Below are 17,865 nucleotides of genomic sequence, written 5' to 3'. Positions count from 1 at the left end.
GGTAGAGTATATAGTTCATTTAATGCTTCTTTTAGAGACGCACGCATTGGTGATTGACGTCTAAAATTAACATCCTATAAATTTTACAATCAGTACGTTTTATCGGTTTCTCATCCGGTTGCATTATACACTTTAAGCCTTATATTTGCCTTCCGAAATTGAATTATATAAAATGAGAGAAATACAATTCAGAGAAGCCCTTCGTGAAGCGATGAACGAAGAAATGCGCAAAGACGATACGATATTCCTGATGGGCGAAGAAGTAGCAGAATATAATGGTGCTTACAAAGTTAGCCAGGGAATGCTCGACGAATTTGGCGCTAAGCGTGTAATTGACACTCCTATCGCGGAACTTGGCTTTGCCGGTATCGCAACAGGCGCAGCAATGAACGGATTACGTCCCATCGTTGAATTCATGACCTTCAATTTTTCTCTTGTTGCAATTGACCAGGTTATTAACGGCGCGGCAAAAATTCATTCGATGAGTGGCGGCCAGTTTACCTGTCCTATCGTATTTCGCGGTCCAACCGGAAACGCCGGACAATTAGCTGCACAGCACTCGCAAAATTTTGAAAACTGGTATGCGAACTGCCCTGGGTTAAAGGTTGTCGTTCCATCTACTCCATACGAAGCGAAAGGACTGTTAAAGTCGTCAATAATCGATCCGGATCCAGTGATTTTCATGGAATCTGAAGTAATGTATGGTGATAAGGGCGAGGTTCCTGAAGAGACTTATTACATCGAATTGGGTAAAGCAAATGTGGTTAAAGAAGGTACAGATGTTACCATCGTAACATTTGGAAAAATGCTAACCCGCGTTGTAAATCCTGCGGTTGAAGAGTTAAGCAAAGAAGGTATTAATGCTGAAGTAATCGATTTGCGCTCAGTCCGCCCGATTGATTATGATACGATAATTAATTCAATTAAGAAAACGAACCGTTTAGTAATCGTTGAAGAGGCATGGCCGCTTGGCTCAATCGCTACCGAGATTACTTACAAAGTTCAAAGTGAAGCTTTTGATTATTTAGATGCTCCGATTCGCCGCGTAGTGTCTGCAGACGTTCCGCTCCCTTATGCTCCGACATTAATCCAGGCTGCATTGCCGAATGCAGAGCGTGTAGTGAAAGCAGTTAAAAGCGTTTTGTACGTAGAGAACTAAAAATTAAAGAAGATAAAATAAAAAAGCATCTGCCATAAGTAGATGCTTTTTTTATGCTAGTCCAGCCCTTCAGTCAACAATCCGGGGTTGACGTTTCCCTTATTGGATTTTTCTATTTTACTGAGATTGTAGACAAAGTGATTATCTGAGAGATGACCTTTTATCAATCCCTTTTTGAAATGATCTTTCAGAATTGACTCAGAGCAATTTTCAACTTCACTGCGGGTTTGTTCCGAGTCTATTTCGATCAATTTATCAGCTACTTCCAAGGCCGTCGCCTGGCCCAGTTGCGCAAGGGCATAGAATATTTTATCATCCCATGTATGGCAGTCGGCAAAATGTGCCGGCACATGCACTGGTTTAAATTCATCTTTAAAATCCTGGTCGTTCATTTTTCTGTCAGTCAGCAAAAACAACAGCACAACCCTGGAAATGTTTAACAGAGCAATATAGCCTGGTAAAATTATTATTCGCTAATCCAGATTATCTAAACTGATTTGACGCTTAATGCTTTCTTCGAGTGATATAAACGTTTCGGTACGTTGAACGCCTTCTACTGCCTGGATCGACTCGTTAAGCACATGACGCAGGTGAGCTGTATCACGGCAAATGATCTTTGCAAACATACTGTATGCACCAGTGCAATAATGAAGCTCAACAATTTCCTTTACCTTTTTAAGTTGTTCAACAGCGTCTTTGTAAGCCGATCCTTTTTCAAGAAAAATTCCTAAAAAGGCACACACGTCATATCCTATTTTTTGAGCGTCGACAATCAGGTTTGAGCCTTTAATAATACCCATATCCTGCATTTTCTTCATTCTGACGTGAATTGTACCTCCTGAGACGATTAATCTTTTAGCAATTTCGGTGTAAGCAATTGTTGCATCCTCAAGCAAGTATGATAAAATCTGCATGTCGAGATTATCAATTTCTAAATTTGGCGACCGTTTTTCCATGTAATTTTTTAAGGATTCTAATTAATGATCTAAGTAAATAAAAAAATTACAAAAATTAAAATAATTCCTTATAAAATTTGCAATAAATAAATCAATTGCCTTACATTTGTATTAATCAATCAGCTAATAAGATTGATCGATCTTTGTAGGGTGGTGAAATTGGCAGACACACCTCCTTGTCTCGGTGGCGGAGATTCTGGGAAATTCGTTTCGGCGAACTAACCACTCCTTGTAGGTTCGACTCCTACCCCTACAGCAACCTTTCGTTTAATTTAGGTTTATAATTGGTTAGTTTGAAGCTTCTGCCCATCAGAAGCTTCTTTTTTTTGTTTTATATTATTCCTAATCACTGGTAATAAATCCTTCTGTTTCAATGCGATTCAAGGCTGACTTTGAAATAAAAGTCTTTTCTGCAAAGCAAGCCACCTGGCAGAGCTTTTTACGACTGGTAGAGCCGGCAATTATGTCTGGTCACTGGGTAACTTCGGAAGTTTTTCAATGAATTGTTTGCGAAGTTTTCATGATAATCATCATTCTTCTGGATGTAATTTCTGGCATTATTTCAATCCTCCAATATCCATCCATGTTCTGAAACATCTGGACAATAACTTATGAGAAATTTTAGAGTGTGAAAAAAGTGAGAAATTTCGTGAAACATCGTGCCGAGTCAAAATTGTTTTAAAAATTTAATTTTTTATAAATTCGTAATTTTAAGGATTTTAATTGAAACATTTAAAATTTTTTGACCGTATAAGCCGATAATTTTAAAATATATTAATAAATGTTTAAATATTCTTACTTGCAAAAAACAGTGATTATTAGTCTTGTTGCTGTTTCAATTTTCACACAATCATGTAAAAAAGGCGAAATTATTTCAACCCCTACCTTATCCGATCAAAATAAATTATCCGCAGCAGCACTAGAAAGCACAAGCACATCTCCAATTCTGGCTGGATCAAGTTTGCAGCTAGGAATAAATGGGCACCCGTTGGATGGAACAGGTGCTTATAGTTACTTAACGGCCGCAAAACAGGTCGAACTTCTTAAAAGTATGGGGATGACTTGGTATAGGGTAGATGTTACAACAATGTCGGATGGTTCCATTACTGTTCCATATCTGTACAATCCATTAAAGGAAGCTGCAATTGCAGGCAAAGTAAATATTTTGCCGGTTCTGTACACGAGAACTCTTAATATGAGTGCAACCGAGTCTGCGTCATACGAAGCGGGAAAAAAAATAGGCGGCAATTTTGCGGCAAAATATGGTGCTTACTTTAATTATTATGAACTTGGAAATGAACTGGATTTAAAAATTCTTTTAGCAGGAAAGAGCGGACAAAGCCAGTCACATTATGACACCGCAAAATTTAAAATTATTGCAGCATATTTAAAAGGAATGGACGTCGGGATTAAAGAAATGGATCCCGGCGCAAAAACAATGGTTGATGCAAGCTGGTTGCATTATGCGTTTTTTTGGCTGCTCGATAATTATGGTGTAAAGTATGATATTATTGCTTATCACTGGTATTCAGAAATGGAATCAGCTGCTGCAGGCACTACCTATAAAATTGATGACATTACAAAAAAATTATCAGGTACGTTCAGTAAACCAATCTGGTTTACTGAATTCGGACAACGATTTAAAAATAATGGTGTTGACGAAGAGAACCAGCAAAAGTTCATCACGAGCTTTTTAGAAAAGTGCAAAAAAAATCCAAGAGTTCAAGTAGTTATGGGCTATGAGTTGCTTGATGAGCCACAAAAGAATAGCTTGTTGGAATCAAATTATGGATTTTTAAAATGGCAGGCATATCCAAATAGCTGGTCTAAAAAACTGGTGGCCGAAACTTTAACGATAAAATAAGCTTTGCCGAGGCAAATTGAAAGGATGGATAAATTCCATCCTTTTTTGTTTATAAGATGGTGACGATACCCTCTTATCGTAATTACAAGCGAACGATGTCGCTTAGTCTGGAAAACTGTCTGGAAATATATTCAAAATCCAATCTGTATAAATGTGCTATTTAATGTTAAAACACATTTGACATAGCATTTCCGTGTTTGGCATTGTTTTTTCTATACACCAGAATAACAAAGAAAGAAACATCATGAAAAAGATACTATGCGTGATTGCAGCGGTTGGAATTTTAGCTGCATGTAATAACAACAGGGAACAAGACAGACAGGCCGCTGTAAAAGCAGTAAAAGACAGCATGAGATTAGATAGCTTTAAGAGAGCGGAAGCAAGTGTTGCTGCTGCTAAAGCAAGACAACGCTCAATAGATAGTGCACAGGCTATTGCCACAGCAAGGGCGAGAGCATCATCGCGTACTGGTGGTAGCCGGGTTGCAGGTTATTCACAGTCGTACACAAATGATCAACCTGCTCAACAGAAAAAAGGCTGGAGTTCTGCCGCTAAAGGCGCCGCTATTGGTGCTGGTGCCGGTGCGATAACTGGTATTGCCGTAGATAAAAAAGATGGCCGGGGAGCTATTGTTGGTGGTTTGGTAGGCGCAGGTACAGGTTACCTTATCGGACGAAGTAAAGATAAAAAGACTGGCCGCGCACAATAATTAGTATACTTAGGCCGTAGAATTATCTACGGCCTTTTTTATTAACCACAAAAATGACATCAGCAATCTCACTTACCTTTATATTAAGCTTGCTGAGCATTAATCTCAGCCTGGCGCAAAAAACGTCGGGAGAGGATCGTATACTCGGCAGGTGGATTTCTGAGAAAAAAAACCTTATCGTTCAAGTTTATAAAGATCCACAGGATGATGAATACAAGGCAAAGATCGTTTGGTTCGATGACAGGGATGATCCGTCACGGCCAATGAATACGCGCTTAGATGACCAAAATCCAGATCCTAAACTTAGAAAACGCCGAATTGCAGGAATGCAAGTACTTCGAAACCTAAAATATGATCCTGAGGGCAATATATGGGATGACGGATTAATCTACGATGCTATTAGCGGCCGGGAATGGAGTTCGTATGCATATTTTACCGACAAAGGAATTTTAAAAGTAAAAGGATACTGGCATTTCAAATTTATCGGGCAGTCGATCGCATTTTCCCGCTATACTTCACCAGATCTTCCGGACTTTGCAAATAAATGAAACAAGCTGTCAGCGAAAATAAGCTTTATTGGGTAGAACGCGCATCGAAATTGATGGATGAAGAATTCCGACTCCCGGGAACTAATTTTCGTTTTGGCATCGACCCAATTCTTAACCTCATTCCTGTAGCCGGAGACATCTCCGGTTTCCTGATCTCCATCCTGCTGGTTCTTACCATGGCGAGGCATGGGGCCAGTAGAAAAATAGTCATTTTAATGACCCTCAATGTTTTGCTCGATGCGACGATCGGAGCTATTCCGCTTATTGGCCAGTTGTTTGATTTTGTATACAAGGCAAACACCAAAAATATCCGCCTACTTAAAGAGCATTACATAGAAGGAAAACATCAGGGTAGCGGAACGGGCATTATCATAACAGTCCTGGTTGTTGCTATTGCGTTTCTGATTTTTATCGCTTACCTGTCATACAAGCTGATGGCATATTTGATACATCTGTTTTAAAGAGTTCTATAAAAATCACCTAGGTTATTGCGACTAAAAGAATTAAAGTAAATTTGGCGGAAACCCTTCGCTGATGAGTGTTCTTGTCCTCACGTTAATTATTCTTCTTGGCGCCTTTTTAGCAGGCTTGATCGGATCTTTAACTGGCCTCGGCGGCGGTGTAATAATCATTCCATTACTTACATTGGTTTTGAAGGTTGATATCCACTATGCAATCGGAGCATCATTGGTTTCGGTAATTGCTACATCGTCCGGATCAGCCGCCGCCTACGTGAAAGAAGGAATTTCAAACATCCGGGTTGGTATGTTTTTGGAGATCGCAACCACTGTCGGCGCAGTAATCGGGGCATTTATAGCAGTCTACGCCGAAACTAACATGATTGCCGTAATATTTGGATTGGTTTTGGTGCTTTCCGCTGCCCTTTCCTTTAAAAAACATGCGGAGATAATCGCCAGCAAGCCTAACAGGCTGGCGGCGTTGTTAAAACTGAACAGCAGCTATCCTACTGCCGCTGGCGAAATAAATTATACCGTTCAGCACGTGCCTGGCGGTTTTTTTATGATGATGATTGCAGGCGTGCTTTCGGGGTTGCTCGGCATAGGATCCGGTGCACTAAAAGTGCTGGCAATGGACAACATCATGAAACTGCCCTTTAAAGTTTCAACCACAACCAGCAATTTCATGATAGGCGTTACCGCGGCGGCCAGCGCGGGCGTTTATTTCGAACGGGGATATATTGATCCTGGTTTGGCGATGCCGGTAATGCTGGGCGTTTTGGCCGGTGCATTTGCCGGATCTAAAATTTTGGTGAAAGCGCAGACGAAATCGCTTCGTGTTGTATTTGCCATCGTGATTACTTTTTTGGCAATTCAGATGATATACAACGGGTTAAACGGGAAAATATGAAGCAAGGTCAGCATGTTAAAGATTCCGACCTGGAAACGATAATGGGTTCACTCCTTCGGATCGGGGTTTTGATAGCTGCAACTGTCGTGCTCATTGGCGGCATTTTATATCTATTTCAACATGGCAGGGCCGAACCTCATTATCATACTTTCTCCGGAGAGCCAAAAGACCTCAAAAATATTAAGTCGATTTTTACGGAGGTTTTTAAATTACAAAGCACGGCAATTATTCAGCTGGGAGTGCTGGTGCTGATTGCAACTCCAATCGCAAGAATTATTTTTTCTATCGTCGGCTTTGTTCTTGAAAAGGATTACCTATATGTTGTTATAACATTTATCGTCCTTGGTATTATTGCATTTAGTATGTTAAGCGGGCTTGCCGGATAAGACACTAAGCAAAAACGGCATGATAAATAACCATGCCGTTTTCCTTTTATCGAAATTTAAGTTTATTCTGCTTTAACTCCGTACTTGTCAGCGTATCGTTTATAAAGCTGTTTGTGAAGATTGTCAAGATTGATCTTTCTACCCTGAATAAAAGCCTCTTCAACGTTTAATGTAAGCATATCCAGCGCATCGCCTTTAGAAATAAAAAGAGTTGCATCTTTTCCAACTTCCAGGCTTCCCGTAGTTTTATCGATACCCAGGATTTTCGCGTTATTTAAGGTGATCATCGAAAGAGCTTGCTCTTTTGTCAACCCATAAGGAACGGCGTTGCCGGCTTCGAAAGGAAGATTACGTTGCCGCCAGAAACCAATTCCGGTTAAACCATAAGTAACACCCGCTTTTTGTAATAAGCCAGGAAGTTTGTATGGAAGGTAGACGTCGTCATCCTCTTTATCCGGCAACGTTTGCGTCTCACGTAAAATAACGGGAATGTTATTATCTTTTAGTGCATCGGCAACCAGGTATGACTCGGCGCCGCCTGTGATCACAGCTTTAACATTGTATTTTTTTGAAAAATTTATTGCCTGTAGAATGTCTTTCGCCTTGTTTGCTTCAATAAACAGTTTTTTATTTCCATCAAACAGGCCTTTCATAGCCTCAAAACGGGTGTTAATAACTGCCGGTTTGGCCAGCTCGCTGTAACCTTTTGCCTGGGAAAACAACTCGTTCAATACATCGATCGATTTTTGAATGCGATCTTTTTGCAATTCTAAAAACTGGGGACCTGAAGTCTGCCCGAATCTTTGCTGTGCTATCACCGGCCAGTTTACATGCATGGCAATGTCTGTTTTGTAAGCTGCGTCCTGCCAGTTCCAGGCATCCAAGACTACAACAGATGATTGCCCCGAAATCAGACCGCCTTCAGGTGTGATTTGCGCCATCAAAACGCCGTTTGATCGTACGGTTGGAATAACTTTCGAATCTGTATTGTAGGCTACGATCGAACGGACATGTGTATTTAAATCTCCTGTTTCTTCATTGTCGACACTGGCTTTTACAGCTTCAAATTCCACCAGGCCAAGGTCAGTCAGGGGGCAAATAAAACCCGGATAAACGTGTTTTCCCTGTGCGTTGATTATTTCAGCGCCGGTTGTAACAGGAGCACTGCCCTCACCCATAGCTGTTATTTTCCCTTGAGCAAGAATTAAATATCCGTTATTGATTACCTGGTTATTACCGGTATGTATAGTCGCTCCGTTGATAATGACAGGAGCCGTTTGTGACTTTGCGGGTACGATATTCGCCTGTCCGAACGCTAATGCCGGAAGTAAGGCAGACAAAAAGTTAACTATAATTTTTTTCATGTTGGTTCGGGTTACTTAGTGAAATCCTTAAAAGCATCTTCTTCCAATGTTTCACATTCATATAATCTCGGTCGTTGAAATGCCGGACGCTGAGCCGCGGATCCGTTGCCTTTGGCTTCGAGCATGCGCTGAATGATCCGGCCTTCTTCGGCCTTCATATCCTTTTCTCTTATTGCATTTTCATCAATGTCCCAGTATGCGATTCCATCTACGAAAGTTTTTTCGGCTTTTGCATAGATGGATAGAGGATTGTCTGACCAGAGAACAAGGTCGGCGTCTTTTCCTGCTTTGATACTTCCAATCCGGTTGTCTACGTGCAGCATTTTTGCCGGGTTCAATGTTACCAGCTTCAGCGCGTCTTCCTGTGAAAGGTTTCCGTAAGTAACTGCTTTTGCGGCTTCCTGGTTAAGACGCCGCGCCATCTCGGCATCATCTGAATTAAATCCGGTTAATACGCCAACTTCATGCATTAGCTTTCCATTATAAGGAATTGCTTCGGCGACCTCCATTTTGTAAGCCCACCAATCGGAAAATGTTGATCCCGCTATATGGTGTTCTTTCATCTTATCGGCCAGCTTATAGCCTTCCAAAATGTGAGTAAATGTGTTGATTTTGAAACCCATCGAATCGGCAACATGCATCAGCATATTGATTTCAGACTGTACGTAAGAATGGCAGGTTATGAATCGTTTTTTGTCCAGAATCTCGGCGATTGCATCAAGTTCCAGGTCTCTTCTTACCGTATTTCCTTTTACAGAACGCGCGGCTTTATACTCTTTGGCCCGGGTAAATTCATCGATGTAAACTTGCTCCACGCCCATACGTGTTTGCGGGAAACGCATTGGTCCGGTAATGAAAGCACCGGAATTGCTTTGCTTCACATTTTCGCCCAAAGCGAATTTGATAAAACCATCGCTTCCTTCAAATTTTAACTGTTCAGGTGTTTTGCCCCATCTAAGTTTGATCAGTTGCGTTTGGCCTCCAATAGGGTTAGCGGAGCCATGCAGAATGTGTGAAGTAGTAACTCCTCCTGCAAGTTGCCGGTAAATATTAATGTCATCCGAATTCAGAACATCTGCTATCCGAACTTCAGCTGAGACGGCCTGGGTTCCTTCGTTGATGCCTCCGGTTGCCGCAATGTGCGAGTGTTCATCCACGATCCCCGGTGATAAGTGCTTGCCGGTTGCGTCGATCACCTTCGCGTTTCCGGCAGAAAGGTTCTTGCCTACGGCTTTGATTTTTCCGCCTTCGATCAATACGTCGGCATTTTGCAGAATTCCATCCTTTTCATTAGTCCACACCGTGGCATTTTTGAAAAGGATGGCCTCTTGCTTAGGAGCAGCGCTGTAACCGTTAGCGGTAAACGGATAAATAACAGGTCCGTGAGTAACGCTGGCCTTGGCAAGCTCCGGTTTTGCGGACTCGCTGATAGCCTGCTTAAATATTGCCGCCCATTTGCCGGAACTGCCATCAGCGAAAACAGCATCGCCTTTAATCGTAACCGGATTTAATGATGTAATGGCTCCGCTTAAACGAACTGAAACAGGCGGGGTCTTTTTCAGATCGAAGTTCATGCTCACCATATCGCCGCTGCGTGAGAAGTTTGCTTTGGCCTTCGCGCTATCGGCAGCCCGTTCAACCGTAACTTCATAACTTGACGCTGATCCTGCAATTTTTAACGTTAGGTTAGATGTGCCGTCAATATTGAGCGCATAGTTGCCACGTAAGTCGCGGACATCCATTTTGTTCGCGACATACTGCTTACCATCGATCCAGTTCTCATAAATAATCGTTTCTTTTTTAAACAGATTGCCTGAGGTTATAATGAAATCGGCATTTTTTCCTTTTGCCAGGCTACCGGTTTTAGATGATATTCCGAGGAGTTCGGCCGGCGTTTCTGTGAGTGATTTCAGCGCTTGTTTCTCGCTCAGCCCGTTTTCGATCGCCGTACGTATGTTCGTCCAAAAATCTGCGGGTTTGTCCAATCCATAGGAAGTGATAGCGAATTTTACGCCTGCCTTTTCCAATACCGCCGGGTTGGTCGGGGCCAGATCCCAATCTTTTAACTGGCTATAACTAATATCCCGTGCATCATAAGGATCTTCGACGTCGTAAGGCTTTGGAAAGCTTACAGGGATGATAAAACTACCGCCCGTTGCCTTAACAGCGTCAATGCGCTGATATTCTTTTCCATCCGTTTTGAAAACATATTGTTTGGCAAACTCATCGCCAATTTTATCTGCGCGTAAAACATTCAGTACGTCCCCGGTTTCGAAAAACTGCGGCAGATTTTGGAGACGATTAAATTCTGCAAGCGAGATATTGTATTCCTTGTTCTGCGATTTATACCATTGAGCATCATAATAGGTTTGGCGTAACAAAGCGATCGACCCCATAAGTGATGAGGGATAATTTGTCGCCGCGGTGCCTTTGCTGAATGAGTACTGAGCTCCGGCCTCATCTTTTAAAACTACTTTCTGTGCTGCATCATCAACAAGTGAAACTACCATCGAACTGCCGCGTGCAATCCCGTCCCTGATCAACGTTTGCACTATACCAAAACCGTTCTTCTTGAAATCTTCAGCAGACTTTTGGTTCACGCTGAAAACGGCTTTAGCGTTCATTTCCGGCCTGATGGCTTCATTCCATGCGTAAGCGCCGGGTTTTGTAGTTGTGAAAACCTGCTGACGCACGGTGCGGCCGCCTCCGGCGTTGAAAGCTTGCCGTGGCGCTTCGGGCATGCCGTAGGTGCTGAACGCGTCAATCAACGAGGGGTAAATATATTTACCTTTTAAGTCGACCGAAACATAACCTTTCGGTACAGTAACCTGCGTTCCTACCGATTCAATAACGCCGTCTTTAATTAATAAAGTGCCGTTTTGAATAGTTTGATCGGCGTTAATTACGATCGTTGCATTAGTAAATGCAAATAATCCGGGACGGATATCGTATGATCCGTTAACGGGAAATGTTTCCTGGGCATGGTTTTCCAGAAAACACCCTGACAAAAACAAGATGAGTAACAGTTTTTTCATTCGCTAATTATAAAAGATTAAATATAGAGCGATTTTTCGTTGGGAAAATCCGGTAACGAGAATTTTATAAACTTTTGCAGTGAAAATGCGGGGTGAAAAAACGAAAAGCCTGCATTTTTTATAGTTACTTAAATAGACCTGGAATCATATACTCCTGCAAGATATGATTATCAGCATGAATCATCTATGAACCGTTAACCAACGAACGTCAACCTTTTGAAAACGAACAGATGCTGTTGCTATTTGCCGCCGGTCCGGCTATCAACTTATACGCCTCCGGGCATTGCGCACCAGGCCGGTATCCCAATGTCATTAAGTAAAGAGAATACCCAATAAAAATGTCACATTGAGGCACTCGAAATGCGACATTTTTTAAAACGAAGCAAGCAAATTACAGGACTTCGAGCACCTAAGCCCGACCGTAATTTGCTTTACTTAATGACATTGGCCGGTAGCCGTTTTTATCGGTTTTCGATGAACGGACGTCTCACGGAAACCGCCGCCAATTGGTTCGGCCCGCGTTAGGGATTGCAGTGAAAATCCTTTTTCGTCCCGGAGGGCGGAAAAGATTGCAACGAAAAGCCCGGGCCGCAGGCAACGCCCAAAACAACCTGGAAAATTTATTAAGTTAAGACAGGTACATTGTAGCTAATAGCCTGAAATATGCAAACGAAACTATCAACTCTACGCAGTTCCACTGCTTACCGTATCCGTTATTTCAAGTATTTTTATGGCGGTGCAACGTTGTGAAAAACGCTGCGTCTGATGAATGAAAGCTTAAAAATTTGGAAGCCGTTTTTGTAGATCAGCATTACAACCTGGTGGTTGAATGCAAGCATGGAAGCCGTAAGGCACAATACGAACTGTACAAGCTGTATTCAAAGGCTATGTACAACGTTGCTATGCGAATTGTAAATGATACGGCTGAAGCTGCAGATGTATTGCAGGATGCTTTCGTAGACGCTTTCGGCCGGATTTTGGATTTCCGGCAGGAAACGACATTCGGATTGTGGATGAAGCAGATTGTAATTAATAAATCAATCAGCCAGCTGCGAAAGAGGAAAATGGAATTGGTTGCCCTGGATGAAACGAACGTAGAAGATGTTGCAGATGAAGAACAGTCGGACGATACGGAAATACAGTACCAGGTTCAGCAAGTGAAAAAGGCAATACAAATGCTGCCGGATGGTTACAGGGTCGTGCTTTCGTTGTATTTACTGGAGGGATATGATCATGAAGAAATCGCTCATATTTTAAAGATCAGCGAGAACACATCACGAACCCAGTTTATGCGGGCCAAACGTAAATTAATAGAAATGCTCAAGCATTATGGTATCAGTTATAATTAATAAAGGAAAAGGATTATGAGCGACAGATTAGAAAGTTTTATTAAGAAAAATCGACGGGAACTCGACGAATTTGAGCCGCCTGCTGATTTGTGGAACAAAATTGAAAAGAAGCTTGACGAACAAAAAGCCTCTGCAAAAAAAAATAAAGTAGTCCGCTTAAGTTTTGTTTTGAGCATTGCCGCTTCCCTGCTTATTGCGATAACCGCGGGAATCCTGTTTTTCAATTATCAGAAAAAAGAAGCTGCAGATATCAGCAATATTAGTCCCGGCCTGGCAAAGCAACAGGTTCATTACGCATCGATGATTGAAACCAAGCGAAATGAGCTAAAGCAGATCGAAAAAGAAAATCCGCAGCTGTACAGCGAATTCTCGTCGGAGATTAAAAAGATGGAATTGAATTATCAACGCCTTAAAAGTGATTTACCAACCAGTCCCAACCAGGAAGAAACAGTGAAAGCAATGATCCGGAACTTGCAATCACAAATTCAGGTGTTAAATCAGCAGTTATCCATTATACAACAAATAAATCAGATTAAACAAGAACAAAAAAATGATACGCACAGTATATAAAACGCTCGCCTTTTTACTGGCTTTTAACGCTGCAAATGCGCAGGTTAAAGTACAGCCTGCACCTCCGGCTCCACCGGTAGCGCCTGATGCTACGGTTATAGCGCCCGAGCCTCCGGAAAAATTCATTGACGACAAGGAACTGCAAAAAGTGCTGAATGATGCAAATCTAAAAGCGCAGGATGCACTGAAAATATCAAAAGAGCAGCTGAAAATCTCGCAAAAACAACTCGAGTATATTAACAGCAAAGAGTTCAAACTGAAGATAAAAGATGTCAGCGACAAAGCCGCGCTTGCTTCGAAAAAGGCACTGTCGCAGCTTAATGTTTCTCAAAAGAGTCTTGATCTTGTAAATTCAAAGCTGGCTGCTATTGATTGGAATAAAATCAATAATAATATCAACGTAGATCTTCAGGATTTAAAGGTTGAAAATTTTGGTAAAAGCTTTGAAGGGTTAGATCCCGATTACAAAGGAATCGAAAAATCAAAAACGATCAGCAAGTCATACTCGGTAGATAAAAACGATAAATTATCAATCGATAACCAGTACGGAAAAGTTGTCATTAACACCTGGGCGAAAAACGAAGTCCGTGTTGATGTAGACATCAAGGCCTACGACAGTTCTGACAGCCGCGCCCAAGAAATGCTCGACGGCGTAGTTATTAACGAATCTAAAACCAGCAACCTTATTAGTTTTAAAACAGCTATTACCAAAAGTAACAATGGCTGGTGGGGCGTTCGCCGGAGTAACGGAAACGAAGAGCGACGTGGCGTCTGGATCAATTATACCGTTTACATGCCTGCAAAAAATCCACTGGACGTGACAAACAGATACGGCAGTACAGAAGTTCCAGATTTTGAAGGTCCTCTTAACATAGTTTCAGGTTATGGAAGTTTTAGCGGCAAGACGTTGAGCAATGCAGCCAATAATATTAAAGTTTCTTATGGATCTGCGAATATTGAAAGCCTACGTTCTGGCAGCTTGAGTGTGAAATATGGCAGTTTAAACCTTGGCGCAGCTGAAAAACTGAATGCCGATGTGAGCTATTCTTCAGCTAAGATCGGGAAGTTAAGCGGAGATGGCGATATCACATTGCGTTATACCGGTGGGTTTAAAGTTGGTGAGATCGACAGGAATGTTAAAAACCTGAATGTTGATGCTTCATACTCTTCAGTATCACTGGGCTTTGACACTTCATCAAGCTTTAATTTTGACGTAACCGTTAATTACGCAGGGTTTAAATATGACGACGGTAAAGTGAACATTGTTAGCAAAACGCCTGATGACAGCGCCAAAGGTTTTAGCCCAAGTAAAAATTACAAGGGTACTTACGGAAAAGGATCAGATTCCAGGGTTATTATCCGCTCGAACTACGGCTCAGTTAACTTCTTATAGATCAACTATTATTAACCATACACAAAAACCTTCTCCGGAAGGTTTTTTTATTCGAATGCTTCCCCTATTTTCGGGAACTATACGTAACCGGAAATTATGGAATGGCTTAGTCAACCCGAAGCGTGGATATCGCTTATCACTTTAACGGTGCTCGAAATTGTTTTGGGTATCGACAACATCATTTTTATTTCGATCCTTTCGGGAAAACTTCCTCAAAACCAACAGAAGAAATCGCGCCAGCTTGGCCTGGGTTTGGCGATGATCACACGCGTATTGCTATTATTATCGCTAAGCTGGATCATGACACTTACTACGCCGTTATTTAACATGGGCGAATGGGTGGGAGTTACAAACCCTGAAATCCTGGAAAAGGCAGCTATCTCGGGGCGTGATCTAATTTTACTTATCGGGGGGTTATTCCTGATTTATAAAAGTACTGCCGAGATTCATGATAAATTAGAAGGGGAAGATCACGAAAATACTGCCAAGGCGCCGATGTCTTTCTGGGGAACGATAACCCAAATTTTGCTACTCGACATTGTTTTCTCGCTCGACTCGGTAATTACAGCCGTGGGTATGGCGCAGCATATTGAGGTGATGATCGCAGCTGTTATTATCGCGGTAATTATTATGATGTTCTCGGCCGGAGGCATAAGCAACTTCGTTAACAATCATCCGACTGTGAAGATGCTGGCGCTGTCGTTCCTGTTGCTGATCGGTGTTTCCTTACTTGCCGAAGCATTTGAGCAGCATATCCCGAAGGGATACATTTACTTCGCTATGGCGTTCTCGGTACTGGTCGAAATGCTCAACCTTAAAATGAAATCGAAAAGCGAAAAGCCGGTGCATTTGCATAATGAGCCGTTGGAAGAGAAATAAGATATTCTTTATTGCGTCACTGCGAGGTACGAAGCAGTCTTAAAACGTTTTTTAAACCGAGTGTTTGAAAGCGGTCATTGTTACATACGTCGAAGAAAAAGGACGCGTCCTTTTTCTTAATTGGCCGCGTCCTCTTTAGTAAAACGACGTGTCGTTTTTTATGAGCCCTGTTAATTTGCCTTCCAGCTGTTATCCGCCGGCTTCGCATCCATAAATATTTCACCATCCAAAACCACTGAAGCGATCTTTTTCGACGACTTTAAAGTGACCGTTGCTGCTTTTTCATTAGCCTTCCAAACTGCCGGAGTTTGATGGAATGTTTCCTTGCTGCCGTCGGCGTACTCCACATTTACGTTAAAAGGAACAGCAAAACCTCCAATGTTTTTTACAACGACGGTGTTTCCGTTTACCTTTTCAACTGCAAGATCGATATAGTTGTTACTGAAGAACCAATTTTGGAAAAACCAATTAAGATTTTGCCCAGATCCGCTGTTCATGGAGTTGAAATAATCCCATGGAATCGGGTGTTTGCCGTTCCAGTTATCCATGTATGTGTGAAGCGCTTTTTTGAACAAGTCATCGCCAAGCATATCTTTCAACGCAAGGTATGATAACGACGCTTTAACATAGGCGTTATTCCCATATCCGGCACCCGATAATTGCGTAGACATAGCGATAACAGGCTGATCTTCTTCCGTTGAAGGGTCATTAATCCAGCGATTTACGCGGAATGCTTTGTAAGCTTTAACAGCAGCATCTTTGCCGATCTGGTCGATACCAATCAGGTATTCCAGTGTTGTCGCCCAGCCTTCGTCCATGTACGCGTAGCGGGTTTCATTGATACCCATGTAAAACGGAAAATAGGTGTGGGCGATCTCGTGGTTCTGCACAAATTGCGAGAATTTTGGATCCGGGGTCGACGAGTCATTTACCATCATTGGGTATTCCATATCTGCAAATCCCTGGAAAGCGGTCATCTTTGAAAACGGGTACGCTACTCCGGGCCAGTTTGTTGAAAACCATGCCAGGGCTTTATTGCTCCAGTCAACGGAACCAGGAAAATCGGCCGCTTTCTCATCATAAGCAGCTTGTGTACTTGTACGACGGTTGGCTTTACTGTCGACTATCACACTTGAAGCGTCCCAAACGTAGTGATTGCTTAGCCCGAAACATACATCAGAAATGTTATTTACCGAGAACTTCCAGGTATTCCATTCATTTTGTTTGGTAACCTTTCCGCTGCGCATTTCTTCAGCGTTCGCTACGTGGATAATTTCGCCTGATTTGTATGATTTTTTTAAACGATCCGCGAAAGTCGGCTGCAAAACTTCATCAGGATTCAGGAAATCGCCCGTTCCGTAAACAACGTAATTCTTTGGCGCCTTAACCGAATAGACATAATCATTAAAATCATTATAAAACTCCTGCCTGTCGGTGTGCGGAAGACGATCCCAACCGTTATAGTCGTCGTACACCGAAACACGCGGGTATGAATAAGCTACATAAAACGTTGTGCTGTCAATCTGCCCTTCACGGCCGCTTTCTTTTGATAAAGGGTAGTTCCAGTCGATTTTAACAGTAGCTGATGTTTTTGGAAGCAGCGCTTTTTTTAAACGGACATCGCCTGTTGTTCCCCAGTTTTTGGCATCAACGTTATACGTTTCACCGTTTACCGAGAATGAAGTTATTTCAAGGCCCCTTGTTAAAAAATCCTGGCTGGCCTGGCCGCCGCGTGGCGATTCAGGTTTATGTAAATTATTTACAAAGCGGATAACCAAACCCTTCAACGTATCCTGGCTGTTATTGGTGTATTGAATTGTTTCCGATCCGCTAACCATCTTCGTTTTCGCGTCGACGGTAATCGCCATATCGTACTTGCCGTGGTTCTGCCAGTAATTTTTCCCTGGCTTTCCATCAGCCGAGCGGGTGTTCTTTTGATAGGCCGCTTTAATATTTCGCGGCATATAGAGTTCCTGCGCTTTTAAAAGAGGCGACGCCGCGCAGAGCATCAGCAAGCTTAAAGTAACATGTTTTCTCATCATCAGTTTGATCTTAATCAGCGAATATAAACGAAAATTATACGGCTGTCTAAACAAGACGAAAAACCAGTCAGAATGTTACTGGATTCTTGTATAAGTAAGCGGATCAAACCAGGCTATTTACGAAGTATAAGTAACCCGACCTTCATTTTATAAGATTTTGAAAAGCAGGTTTCTGTACCAATCGGCCGCGATAGTCCCGTCAATGCTGCAAGCTTAATTGATCGGTGGCAACGATCGAGCGGC

At 42.2% G+C, this 17,865-nt stretch carries 16 protein-coding genes and 1 tRNA gene; 12 read left to right on the top strand and 5 right to left on the bottom strand.

All coding sequences use genetic code 11. The annotated features are described in order from the left end of the window. The first annotated feature begins 172 nt into the window (after positions 1–172). Complete coding sequence (locus GS399_RS03300; protein WP_160843142.1) at positions 173–1,159, top strand: pyruvate dehydrogenase complex E1 component subunit beta; 987 nt, start codon at positions 173–175, stop codon at positions 1,157–1,159. Positions 1,160–1,215: 56 nt separating this feature from the next. Here the strand turns inward: GS399_RS03300 and GS399_RS03295 are convergent, their stop codons facing one another. Continuing rightward, entirely contained in the window at positions 1,216–1,551 is a 336-nt protein-coding gene (locus GS399_RS03295) for a hypothetical protein (RefSeq protein ID WP_237487846.1), read from the bottom strand. Between the two features lie 81 nt (positions 1,552–1,632). Further along, positions 1,633–2,115: an Lrp/AsnC ligand binding domain-containing protein gene (locus GS399_RS03290; protein ID WP_160843140.1), complete on the bottom strand. Its 483-nt coding sequence runs from the start codon at positions 2,113–2,115 to the stop codon at positions 1,633–1,635. A gap of 144 nt (positions 2,116–2,259) precedes the next feature. Between GS399_RS03290 and GS399_RS03285 the strand changes: the two genes are divergently transcribed. The 7 genes from GS399_RS03285 (at position 2,260) to GS399_RS03255 (ending at position 6,990) form a co-directional block, all read left to right on the top strand. Next, a tRNA-Asp gene (locus GS399_RS03285) sits at positions 2,260–2,371 on the top strand. A gap of 525 nt (positions 2,372–2,896) precedes the next feature. After that, the gene (locus GS399_RS03280; protein ID WP_160843139.1) at positions 2,897–3,979 is read left to right on the top strand and encodes a glycosyl hydrolase; all 1,083 of its coding nucleotides are present in this window, start codon (positions 2,897–2,899) and stop codon (positions 3,977–3,979) included. 244 nt (positions 3,980–4,223) lie between these two features. Beyond that, positions 4,224–4,688, top strand: coding sequence for a YMGG-like glycine zipper-containing protein (locus tag GS399_RS03275; RefSeq protein ID WP_160843138.1), 465 nt, complete (start codon positions 4,224–4,226; stop codon positions 4,686–4,688). Positions 4,689–4,741: 53 nt separating this feature from the next. After that, positions 4,742–5,236, top strand: a complete 495-nt coding sequence (locus GS399_RS03270; protein WP_160843137.1) for a DUF2147 domain-containing protein — start codon at positions 4,742–4,744, stop codon at positions 5,234–5,236. Beyond that, entirely contained in the window at positions 5,233–5,697 is a 465-nt protein-coding gene (locus tag GS399_RS03265; protein ID WP_160843136.1) for a DUF4112 domain-containing protein, read from the top strand. Before GS399_RS03270 ends, GS399_RS03265 begins: the two co-directional genes overlap by 4 nt. A gap of 73 nt (positions 5,698–5,770) precedes the next feature. Continuing rightward, a complete protein-coding gene (locus tag GS399_RS03260; protein ID WP_160843135.1) occupies positions 5,771–6,604 on the top strand; it encodes a sulfite exporter TauE/SafE family protein in 834 nt (277 codons plus the stop codon). Further along, positions 6,601–6,990 (top strand): DUF1634 domain-containing protein, encoded by a 390-nt coding sequence (locus GS399_RS03255; protein ID WP_160843134.1) that lies wholly within the window; start codon positions 6,601–6,603, stop codon positions 6,988–6,990. Before GS399_RS03260 ends, GS399_RS03255 begins: the two co-directional genes overlap by 4 nt. 62 nt (positions 6,991–7,052) lie before the next feature. Here GS399_RS03255 and GS399_RS03250 read toward each other — a convergent pair whose 3' ends face one another. Together GS399_RS03250 and GS399_RS03245 are read right to left on the bottom strand one after the other, a co-directional pair. Continuing rightward, positions 7,053–8,354 carry an amidohydrolase family protein gene (locus GS399_RS03250; protein WP_160843133.1) on the bottom strand — a complete coding sequence of 434 codons (1,302 nt, stop codon included), beginning with the start codon at positions 8,352–8,354 and terminating at the stop codon, positions 7,053–7,055. An 11-nt stretch (positions 8,355–8,365) separates the two neighbouring features. Beyond that, the gene (locus GS399_RS03245) at positions 8,366–11,389 is read right to left on the bottom strand and encodes an amidohydrolase family protein (protein ID WP_160843132.1); all 3,024 of its coding nucleotides are present in this window, start codon (positions 11,387–11,389) and stop codon (positions 8,366–8,368) included. 785 nt (positions 11,390–12,174) lie between these two features. Here GS399_RS03245 and GS399_RS03240 point away from each other — a divergent pair. The 4 genes from GS399_RS03240 to GS399_RS03225 all read left to right on the top strand — a co-directional run bounded on the left by GS399_RS03240 (position 12,175) and on the right by GS399_RS03225 (position 15,580). Beyond that, positions 12,175–12,738, top strand: coding sequence for an RNA polymerase sigma factor (locus GS399_RS03240; RefSeq protein WP_160843131.1), 564 nt, complete (start codon positions 12,175–12,177; stop codon positions 12,736–12,738). Between the two features lie 15 nt (positions 12,739–12,753). Further along, positions 12,754–13,308 carry an ATP-binding cassette domain-containing protein gene (locus tag GS399_RS03235; protein WP_160843130.1) on the top strand — a complete coding sequence of 185 codons (555 nt, stop codon included), beginning with the start codon at positions 12,754–12,756 and terminating at the stop codon, positions 13,306–13,308. Next, the gene (locus tag GS399_RS03230) at positions 13,289–14,701 is read left to right on the top strand and encodes a hypothetical protein (protein WP_160843129.1); all 1,413 of its coding nucleotides are present in this window, start codon (positions 13,289–13,291) and stop codon (positions 14,699–14,701) included. Before GS399_RS03235 ends, GS399_RS03230 begins: the two co-directional genes overlap by 20 nt. Positions 14,702–14,797: 96 nt before the next feature. Then, the gene (locus GS399_RS03225; protein ID WP_160843128.1) at positions 14,798–15,580 is read left to right on the top strand and encodes a TerC family protein; all 783 of its coding nucleotides are present in this window, start codon (positions 14,798–14,800) and stop codon (positions 15,578–15,580) included. Positions 15,581–15,750: 170 nt separating this feature from the next. On the opposite strand, the gene GS399_RS03220 is transcribed toward GS399_RS03225, so the two are convergent. Next, a complete protein-coding gene (locus tag GS399_RS03220) occupies positions 15,751–17,622 on the bottom strand; it encodes a M1 family metallopeptidase (protein ID WP_237487845.1) in 1,872 nt (623 codons plus the stop codon). Positions 17,623–17,865: the final 243 nt, after the last annotated feature.

It is taken from the genome of Hufsiella arboris, assembly GCF_009834875.1.
In the GTDB taxonomy this organism is placed as follows: Bacteria; Bacteroidota; Bacteroidia; order Sphingobacteriales; family Sphingobacteriaceae; genus Hufsiella_A; species Hufsiella_A arboris.
The sequence above is the reverse complement of the archived record's forward strand: the minus strand, read 5'-3'. Positions and strand labels throughout refer to the sequence as shown.